The sequence below is a fragment of the Saccharopolyspora sp. ASAGF58 genome (assembly GCF_012277335.1).
GTDB classification, from domain to species: Bacteria; Actinomycetota; Actinomycetes; order Mycobacteriales; family Pseudonocardiaceae; genus Saccharopolyspora; species Saccharopolyspora hattusasensis.
The window spans coordinates 4,797,911-4,821,457 of sequence record NZ_CP040605.1 but is presented as its reverse complement, the minus strand read 5'-3'; the positions used below and the strand labels follow the sequence as shown (position 1 = coordinate 4,821,457).

Below are 23,547 nucleotides of genomic sequence, written 5' to 3'. Positions count from 1 at the left end.
CCCCCGAACAGCCCTGACTTCGACGACGTGTCGCCGGCCGGGCCCCTTTCCGCAAGGAGCACGCATTGATTTCCGTTCAGCTCTCACAGGAGTGCCTGCAACGGCTGGTCGAGGACGTGCTGTTCGACTGGTGGCCGGACATCACCGCAACCACAGTCCACATCCCCAGCATCGACGACGGGTATGCGCGGGTGATCGAGGTGCAGCCCGGCGAGTGGAAGCCCGTTGCGTGCTGCCAGGTCTGGATCCAGCCACCCTGTGCGATGAAGCCGCCCAGCAGCCCACTACCCCGGTGCAAGCAGTGCGTCGGCTACCTCGCGATCGCTGGCCTCCCGGATCCCGCCGAGCTCGCCTTGCGCACCAACCTGCGGCTCCCGCCGGACGGTACGCGTCCTGTGTTGTCGCGTGCCCCCAGCCACTGATGACGGAGTCGTGTCAAAGCTTCCGACGGACCACGGTGACCCCAACACCTGCGGTCCGCCAAGTTTCCAGCAGAGGAGTGAGGCCGATGAGACGCCGAAACCAACGGCTTTCAGTACTGGCAGTCCTCTCCCGCCTCGGGCGTCCACCCGACCGCTACACGTGGACGATCCCCTGCCGCGACGCACGGGGAAGACGGGCTCGGCTGCGCGTGGGACTGGCCCCGGGCGGGGTGACGCTAACGGTCACCCGGCATGGGCCGATCACGTTGGCGCCGCTGGAAGCCGGCCGGCTGCGGGCCGCCGTACGCGAAGCCCTCTCTACGCACGCTCCGCTGGCAGCACAGGGAGCCCGAACTCGGCATCGCCGCACCGGACCACCGCTTTTCGGGGCGTTCTTTGACTTCGGCACGGACTACCAGGCCGCACCCGCGAAGGCCGCAGCCCGGCCATCGTCAACCGAGGAACAGGAAGACAGTCATGCCACCCCAACACGGAAGGATTCTGGGTATGCCGCCGCAGGAAGCCGCCGATGCCCGGCAGCATGATCTGGCCGGCGCCGCGGACTGGTACCGGCTGAAGTTGGGCTGGCCGGTGACCTTCGATGCAGTCCATCGCCGCTTGATCCTGCGCACCGGCGAGGCGCTCGATGCCGTCGTCCTGCCGGACTGGCTGGCCGACACGGTCGTCCAACACCTCGAACAGAACCTGCAAGCAGGGCCGGTGTGCATCGACACCACCACAACCTGGTGGACCATCCTCACCGAACCCTGCCCACGAGCACACGCCGACATCGCCCCGAAGTTGCGCAGCCGCCGGGTCTACGCCATCCCACGCGGCGGGCAGGTCATCGTTGCCCACCCACTGGACGCGCCCCACTGGCGTCGTGCACCGGAACCCGGCAGCCGACTCCCACCGTGGACAACCGTGATCACCGCAACCAACCGCGCCGTTGATCGTCCCTGCTCAGGCCCGCGATCACATCGCTGAACGTCGAGCGTGCGCGCGTCATTTCCCCGCAGCGCACGCTCCGCGAGGGTCGAGCCGCCCCAACGCGCCCCTCCACTGGGGCGGCTCCCCACCTCGCCCCCACGAACCTCGATACTGTCCAACTCGATCACGGTCAAGGCATCTGCCGAAGTGGAACCCGCCGGGCGCTTGGTCCATCACATCCCGGGTTGGCGGAGGAGAAACCAGTCGCCGGACATCTGCACCTAACCCGGGGGATCGTCCACAACGTCAGCGCGATGAACGTGACCATCGCGACCGCATAGATTCAAGCGATACACCCATTCGAGTGGACCTCGCGGCGAAGTGACCATATACCGAGTTCGGTCAGGGGATCGAGCTCGGTGCACGGGCCGTGGGACAGCGCCGCCAGAAGCCGATGTGCCAGATAGGTGGCGTCCGGCCTGCAGTGGGGTCGCTGTGTTGCGCCGTGGATGGCTTGGCGGCGGTCGCGGGCGCATACGCCGCCCCAAATTCCCCAGCTTGCGCCTTCATCGATCTCGTATTCGAGAGCGACTGTCAGGCAGCCGGTCCTAACTGGACACCCAGCGCACGCGTTGGCAGCCTGACGGCGTTGATACTCCAAGGATTCGGCGCCGCGGGCAGGTGCGGGAAACCATGCGTTTTGGTTAGGCGAGGAGACGCATTGCCCCTGCTGGCGCACTTTTCTTTCCAAATGTTCCATTTCTAAGCAGGTTGCCAGAAGTTGTGTCTGTTACTGATGTGAGACCCCTTGTGAACGTGAAGAACCTCGTCGGGTTGGATCTGGTCACCACAACTGGATCGACCCGACGAGGCCACAACAAGTATGCGCCCGGCACACATCTACGCCGACCTGACCCCCGCACAGCACCGCGATCTGATCACCGCCCTGCACCGGCAGTGGCGTGTCGCCGCCCGCATCGTCATGATCCTGCTGTCCGCAGCCGGGATGAGTGCCCCCGAAATCGCCGAACTACTGCACTACGACCCAGTCACCGTGCGGCGATGGATCAGCCGTCACACCCGCGACGGCATCGACGGGCTGCCCGACCGGCCGCGCAGTGGACGGCCCCGCCTGGGCAGCCCACGGCTCGGGCAACGCATCCGAAACCTGTTACAGACCCCGAAAGCCTGGACCACCAACCGTGTCTGGCGTGCGGCCGGGCGACCACAGATGAGCCTGCGCACCTTCTACCGGCGGCTGCGCGAACAAGCCACTTGGTGCCGCCCCCGCCTGATCGCCAAAGGAGACCCCGACCACGACACCATCTGCGCCGACATTCAGACCCGCATCGCTGCTCTCCCCGCCGGATCGGTCGTACTGGCCGAAGACGAAACCCACCTCGACCTACTGGCCCGAGTCCGGGCCTGCTGGATGCCCGCCGGCCTGCGACACAGGATTCTCACTCCCGGCAGCAACGTTCGCCGCACCGTGCACGGCGCCGTCAACCTCGCTACCGGGGCCTGGCACCACCACATTTCGGTGAAGAACGTCTCCGTGGTGTTCTGCTACTTCCTCCAACTCCTGCTCGACGCCTACCCCAACGCGCCGGTCGTGGCCGTTGTCTGCGACAACGGATCCACCCACCACAGCGGGATCACCAAGCGGTGGCTGGCCGAACACCCGCGCCTCATGCTGATCGAGGGCGCGAAGTACAGCCCGCAGGACAATCCGGTCGAGCGAGTCTGGGCCGGGCTCAAACAGTGGATCGCCAACACCGCACCCGCCACCATGGCCGACCGTGTCCGGCAAACCCACGCCTACTTCCGCGGTCGCACCCCCGAACAAACACTCGCCACTGCAGCCCCCTGGACCACGCCCTGGCTACCCGAAGGTTTCGGACAAGACTTTTGGCCAGGTGCTTAGATCGCGAAACATGACAACCCCCTGCGGTGCTGAATGAAGCCCAGCCGGGTTCGCCTGTCCGTGATCGGGTCAGTCAGCGATCAATGGGCGGCGGCTGAGCGCTCACTTCCTTGTCCTGCCTGGGCGAGGACGCATGGGCGGTCTCCGAGCCCGACACCTCCTTCGTTTCGGTGCGATTCGCGTGTGGCGGCTGGCATGAAGAACGAACGGCCAGCGAAGTATGATCTTGAGCTCTTCCGTGATTACTACGCTACTACGTATCAGCGGCGCTGCAACCTCCAGTTTTGTGCCGCTGGCGCGCTGGGCGCGTTGGTGGCATGCTTGCGGGTAACGCTGAAGTGGAGAGATGTCATGACGAGCCGCTCCGAGCGAACGTCTCCGGCTGCGTCTCAGCCGACCTTGAGCGGGCAGCTGAATCGCCTGTTCGAGGTGCAACGCCCACCGCAGGCCCCGGAGCGAACGTTCACCAACCGGGAAGTCATCGCTGCCTGCAAGGCGTCCGGCCGAGAGCTGTCCGAATCGCATCTTTCCGAGTTGCGCCGGGGTGTGAAGACCAACCCCACTGTGCGCACCCTCGAAGCCATCGCCTGGTTCTTCGAGATTCGCATTGGCTACTTCACCGATCCCGATGTGGCTGCGGAGGTCGAGGCCGAGTTGGCCGTGCGGGAGAAGAGACTGCGTGCCAAGATCGCGGCTGATCGTCGGGCCCGAGAGGAGTTGCGGGCAGCGACCGAGGAGTTGCAGCAGGCGATGCGGGAGTCCGGCGTCACCAAGGTCGGCCACCGCGGTACGAGCAACATCACGGCCGCGCGCGAGCAGGCGGCGATGATGCGCGCTCTCGCTCGTGCCCTTCGCGACGACGAGGATGACGAGGAGGCTGGGGGGAGGGCACGTGCATGACCGATGCCGAGGACGACGCCGGCTCTGTAGCGGGGCGGCTGAATTGGCTGTTCAACGTGGCGGAGGTGATGGACCCGGATCCTGTTGTCGGCTGGCGGCCGTACACCAACGCTGAGGTCGGTCAGGCTGTGGGGGCGAGCGGCGATGCTGTCGGCCGTTTGCGTGCTAGCGAGGACACAAACCCGGGGCTGCTCGATGTTATCGCCAACTTCTTCGGAGTCGATCCTGCCTTCTTCGGGAACGATCCCGCCGAGGTTGCTCGCGCGCACGAGGACGTTCTCAGGCGTGCGCTGCGCGACTGCGGCCTCAGCGGTTTCCGGATCTGCCGGGGATTCGCGCCGTCGGCCGTCTCTCGCTGGGGCGAGTTCGGCCGGGGTCTGGGACTTCGTACGCCGTCAGGTGTCGGGGCTGAAGCTCATGCGTCGCGTGATGGTGTTGATAGCGGCCGCATCTGGAGCTCGGCGCGGACCGGGTCGGTGAACGTGACGCAGATGCAGGCGTTGTGCCAGGATCTGATTGCCTCGCTCGGGATGCGACCGCCACTGGACCCTGTCGAGCTGTGCCATCGACTCGGGCGGCATCGTGGTCGGCGTATCAAGGTCCGGGGAGTCGATCTCGGTGCTACCACCTCGGTTGGCCACGTCGCACAACAGCGGCGGGTGGACTCGATCCTGTACGAGCGGGCGGCCCCGACACCGCAACGCGACCTGGTGATTTTTCACGAAGTGATCCACCTCGTCCGCGAGCACCTGAATGTCGGCGAGTCTCTGACGTGCGGGATCGCAGCCTCACGAGCAACGAATGCCCAGGGCTCCTACGCCGACTGGCGCGAGTGGGAGGCCGAGGTCGGAGCCCGCCTGCTGGTGACGATGTCGCGGCAACGACCACGGCCGAACGATCTTCCCACGGGCGTGGGCGTGGCGGAGCGCAGTATCGCTGCCGCGTTCGGCTTCGTCGACCGGGATCAGGGTCGAAGATGAGTTTCGAGCTGGCGCTGCGGTGGTTCAAGGCTGCCGTGATCGTGGCCATCGCGGCTTGGGAACTCCTCCAGCTGACGCGACGGCGGCACGATCTCGCACTGCGGGTCCTGGTGCCCGGCCTGGTGTGCTTGGCCTTCGCGGCGACCGTCGGCATCCGCACACCCATGTTGGCTCCGGTCAAAGACCTTTTCGGCAGCGCGTGGACGCCGCTGATCAACGGGTGCTGGATGGCGATGGCCTACGCATGGGCCGCGTACTTCCTGCTGGCGGACACCCGCAAGCCCGCGTCTGCGCGGGTTCGTGCCGCGTGGATCGAACTCGGCGTGCTAGCCGTCGCGGTGACCACGATGGTGGTCGTGCGGGAGGTGTGGCCGGTCGAAGCCGGGCGTGGCCAGTACCAAACATGGCAGCGTGCGGTGTTCTACCTTGCCGTTGACGGGTACTCGTTGGGCGCCTGGTTTCTCGGGATCCGCCGAGCCAGCCGATACCTCACACGGTTGGAACATCCCTGGGCACGAGCCGCTTTCTGGGTCGTCATCGTGGGCAGCGCCGCAATGGCGCTAGGAGTCAACGCGGTTCCGCTGATTCGGCAGGCTATTCGGGCGATCGCGCCCCTTGCCAAGCTGGAGATCCTGAGCACGCTGTACTCCACGGGCCAGCTCGGTGGGCAACTGTTGCTGGCGCTGGGGCTGGCGCTGGCACCATTGGCTACCGCTGTTGTCACGGTCAGGACGCGTTACGAGCAAGCCCTCCGAACTCGCTACACCAACGAGATGCGTCCGCTGTGGCAAGCACTCACCACGGAATTCCCACACACCGCCTTGGACACCCTTCACAACAGCGACAGACGCAGCACCGATGACGACTTCGAACGCATCAGCGCCGAGATCACCGATGGCTTGGCCGAGCTTGCCCGAGACTGCCCGGAACCCGACGGTGATCCCCGCGACCCAGTCGTCGCGGCAAACACAGTGGAGGCCGCGCTGCGACGGCGTGCGCAGGCTCGTGACGCACGGTGGGCCGGCGACGAGCCCGAGCCCATCCAGCCGCCCTACCCGCGTCTGGAGCCCGACTTCCACGGCAATTGGCGCCGCCGGGCACAGTGGATGATCCGACTCTGCGAGGAGCTGGCAAAGCGCGGCACGATCCGAAAGGAGCTGGAGCATGGCACAGTCGGAGACTGACGTGCGTCTGTCCGTCCTGGACACCTCGCCGATCGTGCAGGGCTCCACAGCTCGGCAAGCGCTCCACAACACGCTCGATCTGGCCCGTTTCGCCGACGAACTGGGCTATTACCGGTACTGGGTGCCCGAGCACCACAGCATGCGCGGGGTCGCGAGCTCTGCACCCGCAGTGCTGGTGGGCCAGATCGCCGACGCTTCTGCCCGCATGCGCGTGGGATCCGGCGGAGTTCTGTTGCCCCATCACGCGCCGCTGGTGGTCGCTGAGCAGTTCGGGACGCTGGAGGCACTACATTCCGGCCGGATTGATCTCGGACTCGGCCGCGCTCCCGGCGGTCCGCCACACGCCGCCGCCGCAATCCGCGGTACACGCACGCTCAACGACATGTCATTTGGCGAGCGGCTGCACGAGCTGCTCAGCTACTTCGATCCTCCGGAGGAGCAGACCGTTACGGCAGTGCCCGCCGTCGGAAACCGGCCACAGGTGTGGATTCTCGGCTCAAGCACTGCCGGCGCCGAGCTCGCGGGCTCGGTCGGCTTGCCCTACGCGTTCGCCCACCACCTCAACCCCGAGGGCCTGGAGGCTGTCCAGGTGTATAGGGACTCGTTCCAGCCTTCCTCGATGTCACAAGTCCCGCAGATCATCGTTAGCGTGTCGGTCATCGCCGCGGACACCGATGAGCGCGCCGAATGGCTCGCAGGATCAACTCGGCTCAAGGTACTCAGCCGCGTGCGGGGCAAGCGGATCCTGCTGCCCAGCCCAGAAGACGCAGCCGCCTACCCCTACACCTCCGCAGACCGCGAGGAGATCGCCGCACGATCCCACAGCGTAGTGGCGGGCTCGCCCACCACCGTACGAAACAAGCTGGAAGCCTTGCTCGACGAGACGGGAGCGGACGAGATCATGGTCACCACCCCGGTCTACAACCATTCTGACCGTCGCCGATCCTACGAACTCCTCAGCTCGCTCACGTTCAGTTCCGCCACCAGAGCACTCGGCGTCCGCATCTAATGTGGACATGCATCGAAAGCGTGCAGGAGCGGGACGAGCCTCGGCTTGGCAGCTGGGGCTCGTCCCGCGTGTGTTCGTTGTCGGTTCCACTCTTGAGGTCGCGTGAGCCCGAGGCAGGCAGCCATACTGCCGTGGACCCAGCCGGTAACACCGGTGTTGTCGTCGGTCATGTTGACCCAGTCAGGCAACCCCGGGGTGGCGCCGACGAATTGGTGCACGCGAAACGCGTGTTCGGTGTAGTAGATGCCATCGACGGGCGAGTTCAGGTCGGGCGCCCTGTGGATACGGGCGCCATCTCCGATGGACATCGCGTACCCCGGCGGGCAGGCGCCCTCGGCTTGAGCCACGCCTGCCTCCCCCAGCATCAGAACGCCAACAACGGACAACACTCCCAGCATTGCACCACATTTTTCCTTGTTCAACATTTTCTCTCCGTTCCAGGAAGTAAATTCGACCTCGCGGCGAAAGAAGGATTTTCCAGCCAAGACAGCAGCAGATTGCCGGCACCAAAGTAGACGCCGAGAATGTTTGGCGAATTACAGTTCTATGGGCGGGCACCGGGAGTAGGCTTTTAATCTCCCAAACACGCCAGTTCACAACAGCCGGCGATGCAGCCGTCGTCCGGAACGGCGTCGCTAGCGATGGCCATGGTTTGGTAGCCGATGCTGGGTGCTGCCGTGGCGGTGGCGCCGGTGAGCGCGGCGAGCAGTCCCGTCATCGTGAGCAGTGTTGCCACGAGCGCGGAGCGGTACCGGATGGCGGAGGCTGGGACGTTCGTCGTTGTCGCCTTCGAGGAATTGTTTTTGTCTCTCATTTCGTTTCCTTTCTCTTTTGGGCGCGCTTCGCCCTGGGCGGAAATACGTGCGGGATCGACTTCACGCCCTATGCGATGCGCAGGAGGGCTGCGGTCCAGGTCATTCCGACGCCGATGCCCAGCAGGATGACGTGGTCGCCAGTGGTGACCTGGTGTCGTGTGAGGAGGTAGTGGAGGTCGACGATGTGGTCTGCGGCGCCCATGTGGCCGTACCGGCGGGCGAGGAAGGTGCTGCTGCGCTGTTCGGGGATCCCGAGTGGTGCCAGGCAGTGCCGGTGGGCCAGTGGGGCTCCGTAGTGGGGGCAGAGCACCCAGCGGACGTCATCGAGTTCGAGCTCGGCGTCGTAGATGACCCGTTTGACGACGGCGGTGGTGGCGGCTGCGTTGAGGGCCTCGATGCTGCCGGGTCCGTCGTGGGTTTCGAGCCAATGGGCTTTTCGGAGGCGCAGCTGGATCGGGGGTCGGTAGGTGTTTCCGCTGTACCACAGGGCGTTTCCGCGGTGCAGGCCTTCCAGGCACGGCTGTGCGTGGGAGGCGGTGGCGATCAGTTCGGCCACGGCGTCATTGGGTGAGTCGCGGTGGAGGAGGACTGCGGCGCCGGCGTCGCCGTAGGTGATGCCGGGATCGGTTTGCCAGCGGTCGAACAGCGGGGCATGGAAGGTGTCGCCTGCGGTGAGGAGCGCGGCGTGGCCGTGTTGGCCGGCGAGGACGGTGGCAGCCAGCTCCAGGCCTGCGACCATGCTGTTGGACATGCCGTTGAGCGCAAGCGTCATGGTGGTGTCGAGCCCGAGTTGGTCGGCGACATAGGAGTTGTGCGACCAGAAATCGAGGCCGGGGTCGTGGATCGTGGCGTGCAGATGCAGGTCCAGGCGGCCGGAGAAGCCGCGGAGGGCTTGGTGGCCTGCGTGCGCCGCCAGTTCAGGGCCGGTGTGGCCTGGTGCGACAGCGACGGATTCCTGCTGGTTCCGGCGGGCCTGCTCGGGGCTGTAGCGGCCGGCGTTGATGGCATCGGCGACGGGTACGAGGTCTCCGGTGACCGCTCCGATGCCGTTGATCGTGATCCGGTGATGCTTCATCGCCGATCACCTCGGGGCATGCGTTGCGTGGGAGAAGCAGCCGGTGAACCAGACTTCGCGGAATCCGTCGGCGCCGATCGAGCAGTCACTGCTCAGGGCATGAAAGGCGGGGTGCATGGCGCGGTTGACGAAGCCGAGGAAGACCGGCTTGGCCGCGTGGGTGACCATGGACAGGTGGCCCCAGTCCTCTCCGTCTTGCCACCGCAGGATGAACAACGTTCGGGGTCTGTTGGTTTCGGAGACGGTTCGCATAATGCACTCCATTCCCCACGATGAGCGCGGGAAGAAGAAAGAAATGCGGGGAGTCCACCCACTCAGGAAACCGCGGTGTGACCGGGATAGGTGTTTCCGCGTCGAGGGTTTCGCTACGGTGACACGGCCGCAGGAGCCGCGTCAGATTTTGGCCTCCCCCAAGGCCCAGATACACCCAACCGGGTGAGCCGCGATGCCTGATGTCACGAGCCCGGCCACGGCTGAGAGGCGTTGGGGCGGGCGGTAAATCTGGTGGCGGCTGCTGCTTTCTTGATCACCATGCGCTTCGCGGAGTCTGCGGAGCAGGGGGCGGCTGGTCTTCACAGGCTCTCGCTCGATCGGGTGTATGCGACCGTTGACCGGGGTCAAAATCTGACACGAGGCATCCGTGAATGTCAGGCTCGGTCCTCCTTGATTTCGCGACGATAAATCAGCCCCCTCTGTTTCGTCGCGGTTCATTCCGGCCTGGGAGGTGAGATGCAGTGCTGGATTCGTCATCTCGTCCTTGCGCCTGTGGGTGGCGCGATACGTTTCCCGGCGATGCTGTGCTCATCGATGGGTGCGGTGTTTCTCTCTGCCGGCATGGGAATCGCGGCAGGCTCGTTGCTGGCGTGGATGGTGCGGTCGTGGGTCGTGTGGTCGACGCGGCGTTGGCCGATGGTCGGGTTCAGTGCTGTCGGTGGCGTGGTCTCCCTTGGCGTGGGCTGCCGGTTCGCGACCGATCCCGCGCTGCCGGCATGGTGGTGGCTTGGCATCACCGGCACGGCGCTGTCCGTGATCGACGTGTCCTGCCGCCGGCTTCCCCGGGCGTGGGTAGTGACGACGGCGGCGGGCGGGTTCGCGGTGTTCGCGGTGCTCACCGTCACCGACCCGGCGAATGGTGTGGCTCTGGTGCGCTCCCTGCTGGCTGCCGTCGTGGTGTTCGCCGTGGGTGTCCTGGCCTACCTGGTGATTCCGTATTGGATGGGGTTCGGCGACGTCACTCTCTACGGTGCGCTGGCGCTGTACTGGGGCTGGATCGGTTGGCACGCCGTCTTTCGTGGCATCACGGCTTCCCTCCTCCTACTCGGTATCACCGCAGCACTGGCATGGATCCGCCACCGCGACAGCAAAGCCCGGATCGCCGCGGGCCCCAGTCTGATCCTCGGAGGCTGGATCGGTGTCCTGCCGTAAACCAATCCTGATGCAGAAAGGACAAATCGAATGGGCATGACCACCACGATGGCGCTCACCCGGACATCCGGTCTGGTGCTGTGGACCGTGGGTGTCCTGACGGCAGGGTGTGCGAGCACGCCCGATCCGGGACCTGAACCCTCCGAACCGAGCATCGCTCCACCTCCCGGTCGCTACACCGGCGAACGGGCGGCCGTCGAAGGCGTGTACCGGGAGTTCTGGCGCATCTCATGGGTGTCGCACGACGAGCCAGACGCTCAATGGGAAAACGAATTGCGGCGGGTCACCTCCGGCAATCTCGCGAATCACATTTCCTCCACGGCTCGGCAGCAACGTGCCGACGGGACCGGGCTGTACGGCGAGATCACGCCCCGCGTGACCGACGTGCACATCGAAGGCGATCAGGCCACGATCACCGACTGCCAGGACACGAGCCGAGCGGGGCAGTCCGACCTTGCTACCGGCACACCCAAGACGGTGGGAATCGAACGCAACTCCGCCCGAGTCACCTTGATCCGCGAATCCGGTGCTTGGCGCGTGTCTCAATTGGACTTTCCAGGAGGGCCCTGCTGATGTACTCCAACCTCGGTCTCCTCGCCCTTGCCGCAGCGGTGGGCTTGGCCGCTGCGCCAGTGGCTCAAGCGCAAGACAATGTGGTCGTGCGCCCCGGATCCCCCGGTGGCAACTTGTACGCGCCACCGGTGGTCGATCTCGACGCAACAAATCCAGGCCTCCCCGGAAAGCCCTCGTCATCCAAGCCCAGCAGCCATGCGAGCACGCGCCCCACCGCGGGTGCTGGGGGCTGTCAAGTTTTCGGTGTAACTGTTGTTTTCGGTTTTATCGGCGTCCGGCGGACAGGCGTCCGTCGAAGGTGATCTCGAAGGCGTTGAGGGCCTTCTTCCAGCGGTTGGACCAGCGCTTGCGGCCCGTCCCGGTGGGATCAAGACTCATGATTGCGAGATAGACGCACTTCAAGGCAGCCTGCTCGCTGGGGAAGTGGCCGCGAGCGTTCACCGCGCGGCGGATGCGCGCGTTGATGCTCTCGATGGCGTTGGTCGTGCAGATGATCGTGCGGATCTCGGTGTCGAACTGCAAAAACGGCACGAACTCCGCCCACGCGTTGGTCCACAGCCGCACGATCGCCGGGTACCGGGACTCCCACTTCTCGCTGAACTCGGCGAACCGGTCCAGCGCCGCCTGCTCGCTGGGTGCGGTGTAGACCGGCTTGAGGTCCTTGGCGATCGCGCTCCAGTCCTTACGGGAGGCATAACGGAAACTGTTGCGCAGCAAGTGAACGATGCACGTCTGCACGATCGTCTGCGGCCACACCTGCGCGATGGCCTCAGGCAGGCCCTTCAGCCCGTCGCAGACCACGATGCAGCAGTCGGCGGTACCCCTGTTCTTGATCTCGGATAACACCCGCAGCCAGTACTTGGCGCCCTCCCCGTCGCCGTGCTCGCCGGCCCACAGCCCAAGGACGTCGCGGGTGCCGTCCACGGTCACCGCGAGCGCGACGTAGATCGGCCGGTTGGCCACGTTACCCTCGCGGATCTTGACGTGAATGCAGTCGATGAAGATCACCGGATAGACCGGGTCCAACGGCCGGTTCTGCCACTCGGCCATCCCGTCCATCACCCGGTCGGTGATCGTGGAGATCGTCTGCTTGGACACCTCGGCCCCGTAGATCTCGGCCAGGTGAGCCGAGATCTCGCCGTGTGTCAACCCCTTGGCGGACAACGAGATCACCAAATCGTCCACCCCGGACAGGCGGCGCTGCCGCTTCTTCACGATCGCCGGCTCGAAACTCCCGTCACGATCCCGCGGCACGCTGATTCCCACCGGACCGGCCTCGGTCAGCACCGTCTTGGCCCGTGTGCCGTTACGCGAGTTGCCGCCGTCGCGGCCAACCGGGTCGTGCTTGCCGTAGCCGAGATGATCATCCATCTCGCCGGCTAGCGCGGCCTCGGTGACCAGCTTGGTCAGCCGGCCCAGCAGCCCACCCTCACCAGTCAGCCGCAGCCCTTCGGCACGGGCCCGATCGGCCAGCTGCTGGATCTGCTCATCCATCACCGCCAGGTCTGCCGCGGCGGCCTCGCTGGCCTGCTCGGTCTTCACCTCAGTCACTGGTGCCTCCTACATCTCAGGAGTTACACCGTTAAAATTACAGTCCCTCTGCCGCATCATGGGAAGAGAGAGCGATTCCTGCCGGATGCATTTGCCGTCCGCAAGAAGTTGCGCCGCAGCTTGGGCAAGCCTGGGTGGGAGCCACCTGGCGACGGCGTGCGCGAGCGATTCCTCAACGGCATGGCCCTCGCGGGTAGGGCGTTGGAGAAGCGCCGTGTAGAGCCCTGCGGCAGGAATGAGTGGGGGGAGCCCGGCCGCGACCGCCCGCCCTGATGCTCGTTCGGCGGTTTCGAGTCCGAGGAAGTCGAGGTCTCCGTAATAGATCAGTGATTGTGGCGATGGTTGGATTACATGCTGGGGATCTGCGAGAGAGGCCACGGATCGTGTGAACTGCTTACCGGCACCGTAACCGAGCCATCCGACTGTGCTTGCAGCCCGAGTCGACTTCTGGTGCAACAATATGCGCAGGCTGTTGAAGGTCGTGCTGTTCTCGATGATCAGTGCCCAGTGTGCTGACCCGACTTGCTGAAGGTACAGAGGCGGTGATGTCGGGAAGGCCCGAAGGTGTTGTTCGACTGAGAGCAGACCAAGCTCGACCAGTCGTGACTCGTGGATGTGGTCGAGCCGCTTGTCGTCGTTGAACAGTCCTGCGGAGCGTTCACGCAGTGGAACGGGTTCGGCGGTAGTACCTCCGTCACGGAGAAAGTTGTTGACTGTGCTGAGGATGTCCCATTCGGGACGGCTCAGGGGTGGCGAGAGATCGATCGTGGCGATCGATGCCAGCTCGGGGACCCAGCCGCGGACGGGTGGCGGTGTAGGGCGGGGTTTGGCCGGACGAATCTGCTTCACCCAGTACGGAAGGGGCGGGTGACCGTTGCAGTCCCAGCATCGGGCATTTGACCTGCTGGGCAGCGTCAGTACCTCGCGGTCGACGAGCTCACGGAGAACGTCAGCGATAGTTTCGCGGCGCTGCGGCTCGGTGAGCAGGGCACGGTCATAGTCGAAGGCCGCAGTGGTTAGCACCTCGATGGGGACTTTGACGTAGCGGTAGCTGCGCACCACGGTAGCCAGGCGGTCAGCAAGTGCGCTCATGACTCATCCGGTCCTGTATGGCCGGTTTCGGTCGCGGGTGCCCTCTTTTCTCGCGACGAGGCTGTGGGCTCGGCTGATGCTGCGGTCGGGCGCAGGACCGGTGGGGGATCACGGTGCAGTCCAGCCGCGATGACGGCGTGGGTGTCGGTGTGTGTGAGGGCGCGAGGAACGGCCGTGCCGATGCGCTCCGCAAGCTGAACGTATTGGCGTCGGGTGCGTTCCTCAGTGCCGTTGCGCAGTCGGAGAATGAGCGGGAATTGGCCGACTGCGGTCAGGTCCTTCACACCGGTTGCATAGATCAATTGCACGCCATGGGCGGTGGCGAACTGGCGTTGCATTCGCAGGAATGGGACGTAGGAGGACTTGCCGATCGGGTTGTCCAGCAGAAGTGTCCCCACCCCTCCTGGTAGGCGTCGGCTGCGGTTGGCAGCTCGCATCCTGGCGAGGATGCAGTAGAGCATGACCGAAACGGTCATTTTCTCGGCGCCCGAGAACGACTGGATCTGAGTGACGGAGACCTTGTCGATGGCGAAGCTGGGTTTGGGTTTCAGAACCTTGGCCACGACGTGTCCGTGCCCGCCGAGTGCCGCGCGCACGAACTGTTTGGTCATCTCCAGAGGGTCAGGCAGTGCGGTGGCTTTGAGCGCTTTGTCAGGCGCCACTTTCGCGACCATCCTGTCCACCGCGCTGGACAGGCGGGAGGCCAAGTCCTCGTTGTCCCGCCATCGGTCCAGGGTGAGCGCGAGGAACGGATGCCCAGACCAGTTGCCGAGGCTGCTCGGCAACTGCGAGTGTCGTGCGACTTGATCGAGGTCATCGATGACGGTCTTGACCAGGGTCGCGCATGCCTGGACCAGGATGAGCTGGTCTTGGTGAAGGGCCTCTAGCTTGTCGGCGACGGTCTTTTCGCGGAGGGTGACCTGGTCGATGAGGTGGTCGACGGTGCGTTGGAGGATGTCAGGGTCGTCAAGGATGCGAGCAATCATCCGTTGGTCAACGGCTTTGGCGTCGTGGGAACTGTGAGCGTGGTTGCGGAGCTTGCGGGCCGCCGCGGCCAGTTCCCCTCGCCCCGACGTGTATTCGTCGTAACGCTCGGTGAGAGTTTGTTGCAGCGCTGTCGTAAGGCGGACACCGTCGGCCGCGGTCAACCTCTGCAGCGCCTCGGCAGTCAGGCCATAGACCGTTCGGAGGGTGTAATCGGGATCTTCAGGTAGCTCAGTTGGCTCGGCTGGTGAAGGAAGTGTGGCGGTCACTGTGTCGAGCAATCTGATGGACGCACGGAGCTCGTTTGTCTCATTCCGTGCATCCTTAGCTTTCAGCTGGAGACGGGCTCGATTGCGTTCGTGGCCGCGGGCAGCACTGCGTGCCGAGTTGAAGTCGGCACGAGCATCCTGGAGTGCCGCTTTGGCACTGGCGGCATCGGCGTAGTTCAGCGGGCCGAGTTCGACGTCGACGCCGTCAAGGGACTCCTCACTGTCGTCATCAAGTTCGGGTGGCGTGTCGTGATCGTTGCGCGCTTCTTCCGCGAGGGCTTCCGCTTTGGCGGCTTCAGCCTCGGCTGTCTCTCTGCGTTGCCGCGCCGCCGCTGCTGCGGCTCGTCTCCTGCTCGGCTCCACGGCATCTGGCGCGCCACACAGGGTGCGCGCATGCGTGAGCTCGTACTCTGAATATCGTTCGGAGATCTGCGAAGCTATCGCATTGAGCCGACCGTTAACGGTCTTTTGTCTGGTCTGCAGGGCGGAATCACCTGTGGCTCGGTACCAGTCCTCGTCCGCTTGGCGATACCGGGTCTGGAGCACGTCCAGCGGTGTCCGGGCCAGGACGGCAGGGAGAATCTCGTGCGGAGCGTCGTCGGACACGTCGATGGTGTGCCGCACCTGGGTGTAGTGGGCAATGTCGGCTTGCCGTGCGGTTGCCACGCGGCTGTGCTCGACATGCTCGTCGTGTGCGTGCCGGAGTCGGGCCTCGGTGTCCCTGGCGATGTCGTGGTTTCGCTGCTGCTCGACGGCTGCTTCGTGGGCGTCGCGGCGCAACTTCGGTAGGTTTGCTGCCCGGTCGGCGAGCTCATGTAGCCGGGGCACCAGGCTGGCCAGCTCCTCGAGTCGGAGAGTTGTGCGTTCGATGATCTCGACCTGAGACTGGTGCTCTTGCCGAAGAGCTTCAAGCTGGTGGGCGAGGCGCTCCTCGTGCTGGCGGATGCTGTCGAGTTTGGTGGCCATCTGGTCCTCACGCGCACGGAGTTCGGCGCGTCGGAGCGGGTCGAAATGCTGCAGATGGTGTTGCAGCGTGTTGGCCAGTTCCCGGTCGTTCTCTCGTTGCTGGATGATCTCGGAGCGCCGGACCTCCAGCCCGGCAAGGCGGTCTGCGATCGCCTCGCCGGCCGCAGCGGCAGCATCCTGGTCGAGGAGTCCGCGGCGTAGCGGCAGGACTGCACGTTCGCGGGGCGAGCTCGCACCACGTGTGGGGATCTGCCGGATGTGACCATCAGTGGCAACATGGATCACAGCCGTCGTCGTCACGTTGGTTCGGGCCGCCAGCACCGAGAGATCGTCATCGGGGACTTCCCCCATCACCACGACACCGCCCACGATCTCGGGGTACGCGCTGATGTACTCGGCATGCTTGTCTTTGCTCACGGTGTCCCGCAGGAACTGCACACCGCTGATCGCCGAAGCTCCCGTGGCACGAAGGGCGGCGATGACATGCTCGACTTCCGGCGGGACAGGAAGGAAGTGAGTGCGTTCAATCGCGTTCGAGGCGTGTCGGTCCTCGGCGGCGATGATCTGTTCGTCGACTAGGCGGGCTTCGGCTGCCTCGATGTGCTGGTGCAGCAGTTGCACGAGGTGATCTCCTGCGACGTCGAGATTAACTCCCTCGTCGGTACCGGCCGCGGCCAACTCAATCAAGCGGGCATCGCGGCGGAGCGTGTGGTGCTGTTGCTGGAGCCGCGCAAGGAGATCCCACACTTCGTCATGGGATTCTTGGATCTGCTGTCGCTGTCGCGCGGCCTCAGCCTGCTCGGAATGTGCCTGGTCCAGTTCGTCGGCCACGGTGGCCAGGCGGTTGTGCGCGGCGTGCCGTCGTGCTCGCGCCGCGTCCTGCTCAAAGATCAGACGGGTCACCGCACCGCGGATGTCCTCATCGTCGCGTACAACTCCAGCGGCGGTGGCCTGACGCAGCGCCATCGCGATATCGCGGATGGCGGCTGTGAGCTGTTCGCACTGCGACTGTGCTGCGGTCGCCGCACGGATGGCGGCGGTGTGCTCGCGTTCGGCTTCGGCAGCGTCCTCGGCTACACGCCGCGCAGCCACCTGGGCGGCCTCCTGCTCGTCTCGGACAGAAGCGATCAGACCGTCAAACCGGTCGCGCAAGGCAGCCGCCGCCTGATCTCGGACGATCCGCAAGGGCGCGGCCCGATCCTCTGCGACAGCGATGAGCCGGGCGAGGTCCTGCTGCTGGCATTGCAGGTTCTGCTGTTCGACGAAGAGCTCGACGGCTTCCCATGCGTGCTCGACCAGCTTGGTCTCGGCCAGTGCGCGGCGCGTCCGTTCAAGGTGCTCGGTGGCTTCGGCGAGGGTCAACTGCTTGACCAAGGGGACCAGCGCTTCGCACTGCTTGCGGGCGATGCCGCAGCGGCGATGCTCCTGACGGGCACGCTGCTGCGCGTCCTCGGCATCGCTCTCCAACTCCCGTGCGCGGGCCTCCCAGCTGGCCGCGCTGGCCTCCAAGTACGTCCGGGCCCGAATAACAACCCGCAGCACGTGATCCAGCGCCTGTGTCCGGTCGGACAACCCGATCGCAGCCAGTCGGACGGCGTGCAGGAGCACCACTGCAGCGGAGAGAAACCGGTGCTCGGCTTCGTGCGCGGGACGCCCAGCGATGGCCTTGGCCTGCAGCTGCAGGTTCTCCCGAACCTTGGCTGGAAGCACTGGGTCCACGACAAGGCCGACGAGGAAGTCCACAAATGCCTCTGGCGTCGGGAATCGGAAGAGCTCGGTGATTCCACCCTCGACTCTGTTCATGTCGCGCTGGATTCTGAAGATGTTCGGATCCAAACCGGCGCTGGTCAGCATGTTTCGCCACCGGTCGTGTTCCTTGGCAATGGTCAGGTCCAGCCCGTGGTCGCGTTCCATTGCCTCTCGCAGGGCGATGAGGTAGCGGTCCAGCGTCAACCGGCCGCCGTCGTTCGCAACAGGCAGTGATTCCAGTTCCAGCACATCTGGCTGCGGGCGAAGCAGGTAGTAGCGGCGTGTGAGCCGGTCCCAGTGGATATCCGGGTCGAGAGGCCGGTGGGTGTCTTGCCACTGGTAGACGGCGCCGGTGATCAGCCGGGCACGCCCTTGCGGATCATTGCTGTCCTGCCACTCTGCAATCACGTGGGCCGGAGCTCCGCTGAGGACATAGTCGGACAGCGTGCGGTTGTCCTTGCGACCCAAGAAGTCGACCTTGTCTGGCAAGAGCACGCTAAGCAGCAAGGACTGGATACTCGTCTTGCCAGCCGCATTGCGTGCCCACACGATCGTGTGCGCCGGGCTGGCAGCGCCGTTGTTCTGATGGTCAGTGCCGGCGAAGTCCAAGGGACACGAGTAGAACCGCGCATCGGGGTGCCCCACGTTCTCCAGCCGAAGTCGGCGAAGTTGATACATCACTCGTTCACCCCTGAAGGAAGGCATGGGGGGTCGTCTGCCACCTGGCGTCGGCGGATGTCGGCGATCTTGTCGAACACTGCGGGCCCCGCGACCTCGGCGACCTGAAGCCGAAATCGATGCAGGAGCCGGTAGTGTCCGGCACCGAACTCCGGTGCTCGCTGGGCCATGCCTTGGCCGACGAGCCAGTCCAGCACGTGTGTAATCCAGTAGTAGGTGCACGACATGGCCCAGCCATTACCGCGGCGGGATGGCTTGACGCTGACCATCCTGTCGTAGGCGTGCCAGGCGCGGTCGAATTCGGCGTTCGTGGCGATCAGTCCGTCGCTGTCCTCCGCCTCCCGCTTGAGCTCGCCGATCAAATGACGAAGAAATCCGTCCACATCAGACACAGATACGCGTTTGATGCTCTCTTCTTCCAGATCGGCAGGAGTGGGATAAGCACGGGCGGCGATCGCGATGTGGATCAGACCCATCATCATGCGTTGTTCTGGCCTGAGCTTGTGGTAGTCGGCGAGTCGGAACGAGAACATCCCACCAGGTAGGGGATGGACGATCAGGCCCTCCTGTGGGTGGGCGGCGATCACGTCCAAACCGAGGCCGTCGGCGACGTTATCTGTCAGGTCGCGAAACTCGGTGGAGCTCCGGTAGCGCTCCAGCAGGTCGTCGTAGGTCTTGTCGGCCAGCGGGCGCATCCGGGGTTGGCACGCGAAGGCGACAAGCCGTGCTGCATCGTGGATGTCATCGAGCAAAGGTACGTTCATCATTCACGCTCCCGAAGGCTCAGCACCCGCTGCGGGCACCGGGACGATGAGCAGGTCGTCGCCCGTGTACGCCTCGAACTGCAATGGGGTCTGGTCGGACAGCACCACGAGCTGATCGCTGAACAGATCCTCGAACTCGGCAGGAATCTCGTCCTCGGTGTCATCGTCATCGTCCTCGGGCGCGAAGGCCCACAAGACCGTCAGCGCGACCAGATCGACCGCGACCGGCCCATGAGGCCGTGCCTCCGCGAGGAGCTGAGACAACCGGCACGGCCGAGCCAACGCCAAGGACAACACCGCACGCGCCGCTTCGCACTCGGCCTCGGTAAATGGCTGCAGACCATCCCCATCGACATCGGCGAGTTCCGGTTGACCGTCGTCAGGAACAACACCGCCGGGCTCCCGTACCGGCGCCAGCAACAACCGGTACAACTCCGGCAACAGGGGCAGCCGCGTGACCACCGGCCCCGCCACGGCATCGGCAAACAGCGCCGCAATCTCAGCGGCATCCGCCGTGCCCATGCGCGCAACCGGCCCGAGCACTTCCTCGGCCATCGCCACCGACCGCAACTGGACCAATGGCCGAAACCGTTGCGCGGCCTGCGCCGACAAAAACGTGTCGCGGGCACGCAAGATCTGGGTGTGCAGCTCCCGATGCCGGTTATAGCAGCGCATCAGCAAAGCTAAGATGCGAACACACGTGGCACGAATTTCCTCATCGCTGGCGTCGTTACGTGCCCCGCGCATCCACGTCATGAGCAGATCCTCGGCGCGTTGCCGCTCTTCAAGATGGCGCTGCGCACGCTCCAACAGGCTCGGTATGCGTTCGGCCCAATCCACCGAGCCGACGTCCCGCTCTGTCTCAGCGAGAAGACCGCGGACTTTCTCCGCCATCGCCACCGAAAGCAACAGACTCCTTGTCGCACTCTCCTCGGCACGCCCCCACTCGCCGCGAGTGACCTGGTGCCGTAGCATGGCGTCCATCGCGACCTGAAAATCCTCAACCTCGAAATCCAAGCCGCAAATCAGAGTAGTGATTGCGGGGACGCTGGCGCGAAGAACAACCTGCCCATGTCTGCTCACACCCTCTTCAAAAATATGAAACTGAAGAGGAACTCGGCGATGAGCATCACGATAATCGCTGTAATGAACAACGAATGCAGCTCCGCCTTCGCGGTCGTTCAGCAACTCTTGCAGGACAAAACGCGCGACTGCCAAGTGATCGGCCGCAGGCAGGTCACCGGCTGCCCGTTGCGCAAGCCGGCGGAGCAAGTCGAGCACGTCCTCGCTGGTTGCCTCCTCATCAAGTCCTTGGCGAACCACCACAGCGTCCAAGGCCGCGAGAGCCAAGCTGCGCAGGTCATATCGATCGGCTGCGAACTGCTGCCGACTCTCCCTACCCTCCATGTCATGCAACGGAGCCGATCGCGCCAGCACGGTCACCCGACGGACGAACGCGGCATCCGCCACGAGACGCAGCGCGTCAATAGCCTCCGACCGGCCATTGCTCGAAGCGACGAGATCTCTCTCATCCGCTTCAAGCGAGGCGAGAAGATCAGGTGTCAGATCAAGCTCTTCAGCTGGGATTCCGGCCATGGCAGGGCTCCCGAGGTTGATGTCGACACACAGTGCACCACAAAACGCCGACGAATCAGCTGTGACTCCTCCCTCCTGCGCTAAAGGCAAACAGAACAACGGCCACAATTAGTCACATGCGTCCCGCTCCGTAACAGGTGATCGGGCTCCCACCGAGACACGCATCCGCCGATAGCCCTGCTGGGACAATCGATCCGCATCCAAACCACCCGTTCGGGTGGTATCGGGTTGGTCGTTGCGTTGCTTGGCCACCGCCCGATGACGTGCATCCGCTTAGCACCTTCAGGTAAAGCGGCAGCCGGCCAATCCAACAGCGGCGGCCGACCAGGTGTGGATCGACTTTTGCCTCCTCTGTTGCCTACGGCCTTTGTATGTGTCTACCGATCCGCGATAACAGAGGCACGTGCGCCTGGCGCGTGCTATCAACGATGAACAGCAACAACGACAACACCAAGCGTCACATGGATCCAACTTGTACCAGTTTCGGTCAAACTGCCCACCGCCAGATCCGCCCGGTTGATCCGACGAACCAAATGGTCGCAGTGATGCGCCGAGCCTGAGCAGGGCCGGAACCCGTGTGCATCCTGTACAAGCCAGCCCAGAGACACGAACGCACCCGACACTGTCCGGAAATCAGCGAAACGGGCGGGACGGTCAGATCGTTTTCCCTTTGACTTGGACCCTGCTGGCTAATTCGGCGAGGGGTTGGGTTTGGTGTCGCCGTGATCTGTTGATCTGGTGCATGATCTTTCTGCGGTCGACTTACCCGCTTCCTGGCCGCAGGATGGAGTGTGTGGTGTCTATGCAGCCCCGGCCGTGGCCGCGGATTCCGGAGGCGACCGTGCGTGCCGCGCGGGCGGCGGCGGGCACGAGCGAGTACCCGTTGGCGATGCGGGTCCGTGACGAGCTGGGTGAGCTGTTCAGCGATGCGGAGTTCATCGAGGCGTTCGGGGTGCGGGGGAAGCCTGGGTGGTCGCCGGGACGGTTGGCGCTGGTCACGGTGTTACAGATGGCGGAGAATCTGACCGATCGGGGTGCGGCCCACCGGGTCCGGTTCGGCATGGACTGGAAGTACGCGCTCGGGATGGAGCTGGACGATCCAGGGTTTGATGCGTCGGTCTTGTCGGAGTTCCGCACCCGGCTGGTCGCCCACGGGTTGGAGGAACGGGCGCTGGATCTGCTGCTGAAAGCGTTGCAGGACAAGGGATTGGTGGCCGCTGGCGGGAAGCAGCGCACCGATTCCACGCACGTGGTGGCGGCGGTGCGGGATCTCAACCGGCTGGAGCTGGCGGGTGAGTCGGTGCGGGCCGCGCTGGAGGCTCTCGCGGCCGCGGTGCCGCAGTGGCTGGCCGGGGCGATCGATGTGCCGGCGTGGGGACAGCGGTATGCCGCGCGGGTGGATTCCTGGCGGCTGCCCACCTCGGAGGCCAAACGCCGGGATCTGGCGGTGACTTACGGTACCGACGGGTATGCGCTGCTGCGGGCGGTGTATTCCCCGAACGCTCCTGGCTGGTTGCGTGAGTTGCCTGCCGTGGAGGTGCTGCGGGTGGTGCTGCTGCAGAACTACACCCGCACGATCACCGGCAACGGACGGGAGGTGATCACACGGCGGGAGGCGGACACGGACGGTCTCCCGCCAGGGAGATGGCGCCTGACCTCGCCGTATGACACCGATGCCCGCTGGGGCGGCAAACGCGACACCTTCTGGAACGGCTACAAGGTGCACTTCAGCGAGACCTGCCGGCGCCCCGGCACCCAGCCGGAGCCGGCCGATGCCACCGTGCCACGACCCAACCTGATCACGAACGTGGCGACCACGGACGCGAGTGTCCCGGACGTGGCCATGACCGAACCGATCCACCAGGCACTGGATCGTCGTGGCCTGCTGCCCGGCGAGCACTACCTGGACTCCGGCTACCCCTCGGCCGAGCTGATCGTCAGTTCCGCGACCGATTTCGGTGTCACGTTGATCACCCCGCTGCTGGCCGACCACTCACCGCAGGCCCGGGCCGGCGCCGGGTTCGACCGCACCCGCTTCACCATCGATTTCGACCGCGAGCAGGCCACCTGCCCGCAAGGCCAGACCAGCTCCACCTGGAACCCGGCCACCCAGCGCGGCACCGACACGATCGTGATCACCTTCGCGACCGCCACCTGCGGGCCCTGTCCGGTCCGCGAGCAGTGCACCACCTCCCGGACCCGGCGCCGGCAAATCACCGTGCACCCGCGGGCCGTCCACGAGGCTCAACGCGCCGCCCGCGCCGACCAGGAAACCACCGACTGGCAAGCCAAATACGCGCTGCGGGCCGGGGTCGAGGGCACCATCCGCCAAGGCATCGCGGTCACCGACCTGCGCCACGCCCGTTACCGCGGACTGGCCAAAACCCACCTGCAACACGTGTTCTCCGCGGTCGCACTCAACCTGATCCGCCTCGATGCCTGGTGGAACGGCCACCCCCTCGACCGAACCCGCACCAGCCATCTCACCCGCCTCGAACACGCCCTCGCAGCATGATCAGGAATTAACCAGCAGGGTCGACTTGGTCTGCCTTTCGCAGCGCTGCGCCGAACGGTCTGCGGCGCCAACGAACAGACGCTAGCCGAACAGAACGTCTCCCAAGCACCCTCATCAAGCTACCAACTGACACATGACCGCCGACG

20 protein-coding genes are annotated in these 23,547 nt (G+C 64.9%); 10 read left to right on the top strand and 10 right to left on the bottom strand.

The annotated features are described in order from the left end of the window. The first annotated feature begins 65 nt into the window (after window positions 1-65). Entirely contained in the window at window positions 66-422 is a 357-nt protein-coding gene (locus FDZ84_RS23135; protein WP_168584118.1) for a hypothetical protein, read from the top strand. 507 nt (window positions 423-929) lie between these two features. Continuing rightward, window positions 930-1,409, top strand: coding sequence for a hypothetical protein (locus FDZ84_RS23130; protein ID WP_168587608.1), 480 nt, complete (start codon window positions 930-932; stop codon window positions 1,407-1,409). Window positions 1,410-1,695: 286 nt separating this feature from the next. Here FDZ84_RS23130 and FDZ84_RS23125 read toward each other — a convergent pair whose 3' ends face one another. After that, the gene (locus FDZ84_RS23125; RefSeq protein WP_168587607.1) at window positions 1,696-2,112 is read right to left on the bottom strand and encodes a WhiB family transcriptional regulator; all 417 of its coding nucleotides are present in this window, start codon (window positions 2,110-2,112) and stop codon (window positions 1,696-1,698) included. Window positions 2,113-2,235: 123 nt separating this feature from the next. Here FDZ84_RS23125 and FDZ84_RS23120 point away from each other — a divergent pair, with 123 nt between their 5' ends. From FDZ84_RS23120 to FDZ84_RS23100, 5 genes are all read left to right on the top strand, one after another. Beyond that, the gene (locus tag FDZ84_RS23120; protein WP_168585154.1) at window positions 2,236-3,276 is read left to right on the top strand and encodes an IS630 family transposase; all 1,041 of its coding nucleotides are present in this window, start codon (window positions 2,236-2,238) and stop codon (window positions 3,274-3,276) included. A gap of 351 nt (window positions 3,277-3,627) precedes the next feature. Further along, window positions 3,628-4,176 (top strand): flagellar hook-length control protein FliK, encoded by a 549-nt coding sequence (locus FDZ84_RS23115; protein WP_168587606.1) that lies wholly within the window; start codon window positions 3,628-3,630, stop codon window positions 4,174-4,176. Next, window positions 4,173-5,156 carry a hypothetical protein gene (locus FDZ84_RS23110; protein ID WP_168587605.1) on the top strand — a complete coding sequence of 328 codons (984 nt, stop codon included), beginning with the start codon at window positions 4,173-4,175 and terminating at the stop codon, window positions 5,154-5,156. The genes FDZ84_RS23115 and FDZ84_RS23110 overlap by 4 nt, the downstream gene beginning before the upstream one ends. Beyond that, window positions 5,153-6,340, top strand: coding sequence for an MAB_1171c family putative transporter (locus FDZ84_RS23105; RefSeq protein ID WP_168587604.1), 1,188 nt, complete (start codon window positions 5,153-5,155; stop codon window positions 6,338-6,340). Before FDZ84_RS23110 ends, FDZ84_RS23105 begins: the two co-directional genes overlap by 4 nt. Continuing rightward, on the top strand, window positions 6,321-7,349 hold the full coding sequence (locus FDZ84_RS23100; RefSeq protein WP_210435057.1) for an LLM class flavin-dependent oxidoreductase: 1,029 nt from the start codon (window positions 6,321-6,323) through the stop codon (window positions 7,347-7,349). The genes FDZ84_RS23105 and FDZ84_RS23100 overlap by 20 nt, the downstream gene beginning before the upstream one ends. Here the strand turns inward: FDZ84_RS23100 and FDZ84_RS23095 are convergent. The 4 genes from FDZ84_RS23095 to FDZ84_RS23080 form a co-directional block, all read right to left on the bottom strand. Next, the gene (locus tag FDZ84_RS23095) at window positions 7,346-7,774 is read right to left on the bottom strand and encodes a hypothetical protein (protein ID WP_168587603.1); all 429 of its coding nucleotides are present in this window, start codon (window positions 7,772-7,774) and stop codon (window positions 7,346-7,348) included. The two genes, FDZ84_RS23100 and FDZ84_RS23095, sit on opposite strands and share 4 nt — an antisense overlap. A 146-nt stretch (window positions 7,775-7,920) precedes the next feature. Then, window positions 7,921-8,163 (bottom strand): hypothetical protein, encoded by a 243-nt coding sequence (locus FDZ84_RS23090; protein ID WP_168587602.1) that lies wholly within the window; start codon window positions 8,161-8,163, stop codon window positions 7,921-7,923. A 68-nt stretch (window positions 8,164-8,231) separates the two neighbouring features. Next, complete coding sequence (locus tag FDZ84_RS23085) at window positions 8,232-9,239, bottom strand: ketoacyl-ACP synthase III family protein (RefSeq protein ID WP_168587601.1); 1,008 nt, start codon at window positions 9,237-9,239, stop codon at window positions 8,232-8,234. A gap of 6 nt (window positions 9,240-9,245) precedes the next feature. Further along, window positions 9,246-9,491, bottom strand: coding sequence for a hypothetical protein (locus FDZ84_RS23080; protein ID WP_168587600.1), 246 nt, complete (start codon window positions 9,489-9,491; stop codon window positions 9,246-9,248). Window positions 9,492-10,055: 564 nt separating this feature from the next. On the opposite strand from FDZ84_RS23080, the gene FDZ84_RS23075 reads away from it, so the two are divergent. Both FDZ84_RS23075 and FDZ84_RS23070 read left to right on the top strand, forming a co-directional pair. Then, on the top strand, window positions 10,056-10,664 hold the full coding sequence (locus FDZ84_RS23075) for a hypothetical protein (protein WP_168587599.1): 609 nt from the start codon (window positions 10,056-10,058) through the stop codon (window positions 10,662-10,664). Window positions 10,665-10,694: 30 nt separating this feature from the next. Beyond that, on the top strand, window positions 10,695-11,237 hold the full coding sequence (locus tag FDZ84_RS23070) for a hypothetical protein (protein ID WP_168587598.1): 543 nt from the start codon (window positions 10,695-10,697) through the stop codon (window positions 11,235-11,237). Between the two features lie 264 nt (window positions 11,238-11,501). Here the strand turns inward: FDZ84_RS23070 and FDZ84_RS23065 are convergent, their stop codons facing one another. The 5 genes from FDZ84_RS23065 to FDZ84_RS23045 form a co-directional block, all read right to left on the bottom strand. Then, window positions 11,502-12,731, bottom strand: a complete 1,230-nt coding sequence (locus tag FDZ84_RS23065) for an IS256 family transposase (protein ID WP_168590287.1) — start codon at window positions 12,729-12,731, stop codon at window positions 11,502-11,504. Between the two features lie 66 nt (window positions 12,732-12,797). Continuing rightward, window positions 12,798-13,880, bottom strand: a complete 1,083-nt coding sequence (locus FDZ84_RS23060) for a hypothetical protein (RefSeq protein WP_168587597.1) — start codon at window positions 13,878-13,880, stop codon at window positions 12,798-12,800. Next, window positions 13,877-18,526 carry a hypothetical protein gene (locus tag FDZ84_RS23055; protein ID WP_168587596.1) on the bottom strand — a complete coding sequence of 1,550 codons (4,650 nt, stop codon included), beginning with the start codon at window positions 18,524-18,526 and terminating at the stop codon, window positions 13,877-13,879. Before FDZ84_RS23055 ends, FDZ84_RS23060 begins: the two co-directional genes overlap by 4 nt. Continuing rightward, on the bottom strand, window positions 18,526-19,293 hold the full coding sequence (locus tag FDZ84_RS23050; protein ID WP_168587595.1) for a hypothetical protein: 768 nt from the start codon (window positions 19,291-19,293) through the stop codon (window positions 18,526-18,528). Before FDZ84_RS23050 ends, FDZ84_RS23055 begins: the two co-directional genes overlap by 1 nt. Continuing rightward, window positions 19,294-20,886 carry a hypothetical protein gene (locus FDZ84_RS23045; protein WP_168587594.1) on the bottom strand — a complete coding sequence of 531 codons (1,593 nt, stop codon included), beginning with the start codon at window positions 20,884-20,886 and terminating at the stop codon, window positions 19,294-19,296. An 802-nt stretch (window positions 20,887-21,688) separates the two neighbouring features. Here FDZ84_RS23045 and FDZ84_RS23040 point away from each other — a divergent pair. Further along, complete coding sequence (locus tag FDZ84_RS23040) at window positions 21,689-23,401, top strand: IS1182 family transposase (RefSeq protein ID WP_246869213.1); 1,713 nt, start codon at window positions 21,689-21,691, stop codon at window positions 23,399-23,401. Window positions 23,402-23,547: the final 146 nt, after the last annotated feature.

Bases quoted from the DNA above. Each gene is read 5' to 3' on its own strand.
- FDZ84_RS23110 (WP_168587605.1), top strand. From the start codon at position 4,173: ATGACCGATGCCGAGGACGACGCCGGCTCTGTAGCGGGGCGGCTGAAT.
- FDZ84_RS23060 (WP_168587597.1), bottom strand. From the start codon at position 13,880: ATGAGCGCACTTGCTGACCGCCTGGCTACCGTGGTGCGCAGCTACCGC.
- FDZ84_RS23080 (WP_168587600.1), bottom strand. From the start codon at position 9,491: ATGCGAACCGTCTCCGAAACCAACAGACCCCGAACGTTGTTCATCCTG.
- FDZ84_RS23100 (WP_210435057.1), top strand. From the start codon at position 6,321: ATGGCACAGTCGGAGACTGACGTGCGTCTGTCCGTCCTGGACACCTCG.
- FDZ84_RS23050 (WP_168587595.1), bottom strand. From the start codon at position 19,293: ATGATGAACGTACCTTTGCTCGATGACATCCACGATGCAGCACGGCTT.
- FDZ84_RS23120 (WP_168585154.1), top strand. From the start codon at position 2,236: ATGCGCCCGGCACACATCTACGCCGACCTGACCCCCGCACAGCACCGC.
- FDZ84_RS23070 (WP_168587598.1), top strand. From the start codon at position 10,695: ATGGGCATGACCACCACGATGGCGCTCACCCGGACATCCGGTCTGGTG.
- FDZ84_RS23065 (WP_168590287.1), bottom strand. From the start codon at position 12,731: ATGGATGAGCAGATCCAGCAGCTGGCCGATCGGGCCCGTGCCGAAGGG.
- FDZ84_RS23130 (WP_168587608.1), top strand. From the start codon at position 930: ATGCCGCCGCAGGAAGCCGCCGATGCCCGGCAGCATGATCTGGCCGGC.
- FDZ84_RS23040 (WP_246869213.1), top strand. From the start codon at position 21,689: ATGCAGCCCCGGCCGTGGCCGCGGATTCCGGAGGCGACCGTGCGTGCC.
- FDZ84_RS23105 (WP_168587604.1), top strand. From the start codon at position 5,153: ATGAGTTTCGAGCTGGCGCTGCGGTGGTTCAAGGCTGCCGTGATCGTG.
- FDZ84_RS23085 (WP_168587601.1), bottom strand. From the start codon at position 9,239: ATGAAGCATCACCGGATCACGATCAACGGCATCGGAGCGGTCACCGGA.
- FDZ84_RS23115 (WP_168587606.1), top strand. From the start codon at position 3,628: ATGACGAGCCGCTCCGAGCGAACGTCTCCGGCTGCGTCTCAGCCGACC.
- FDZ84_RS23095 (WP_168587603.1), bottom strand. From the start codon at position 7,774: ATGTTGAACAAGGAAAAATGTGGTGCAATGCTGGGAGTGTTGTCCGTT.
- FDZ84_RS23055 (WP_168587596.1), bottom strand. From the start codon at position 18,526: ATGTATCAACTTCGCCGACTTCGGCTGGAGAACGTGGGGCACCCCGAT.
- FDZ84_RS23125 (WP_168587607.1), bottom strand. From the start codon at position 2,112: ATGGAACATTTGGAAAGAAAAGTGCGCCAGCAGGGGCAATGCGTCTCC.
- FDZ84_RS23045 (WP_168587594.1), bottom strand. From the start codon at position 20,886: ATGGCCGGAATCCCAGCTGAAGAGCTTGATCTGACACCTGATCTTCTC.
- FDZ84_RS23090 (WP_168587602.1), bottom strand. From the start codon at position 8,163: ATGAGAGACAAAAACAATTCCTCGAAGGCGACAACGACGAACGTCCCA.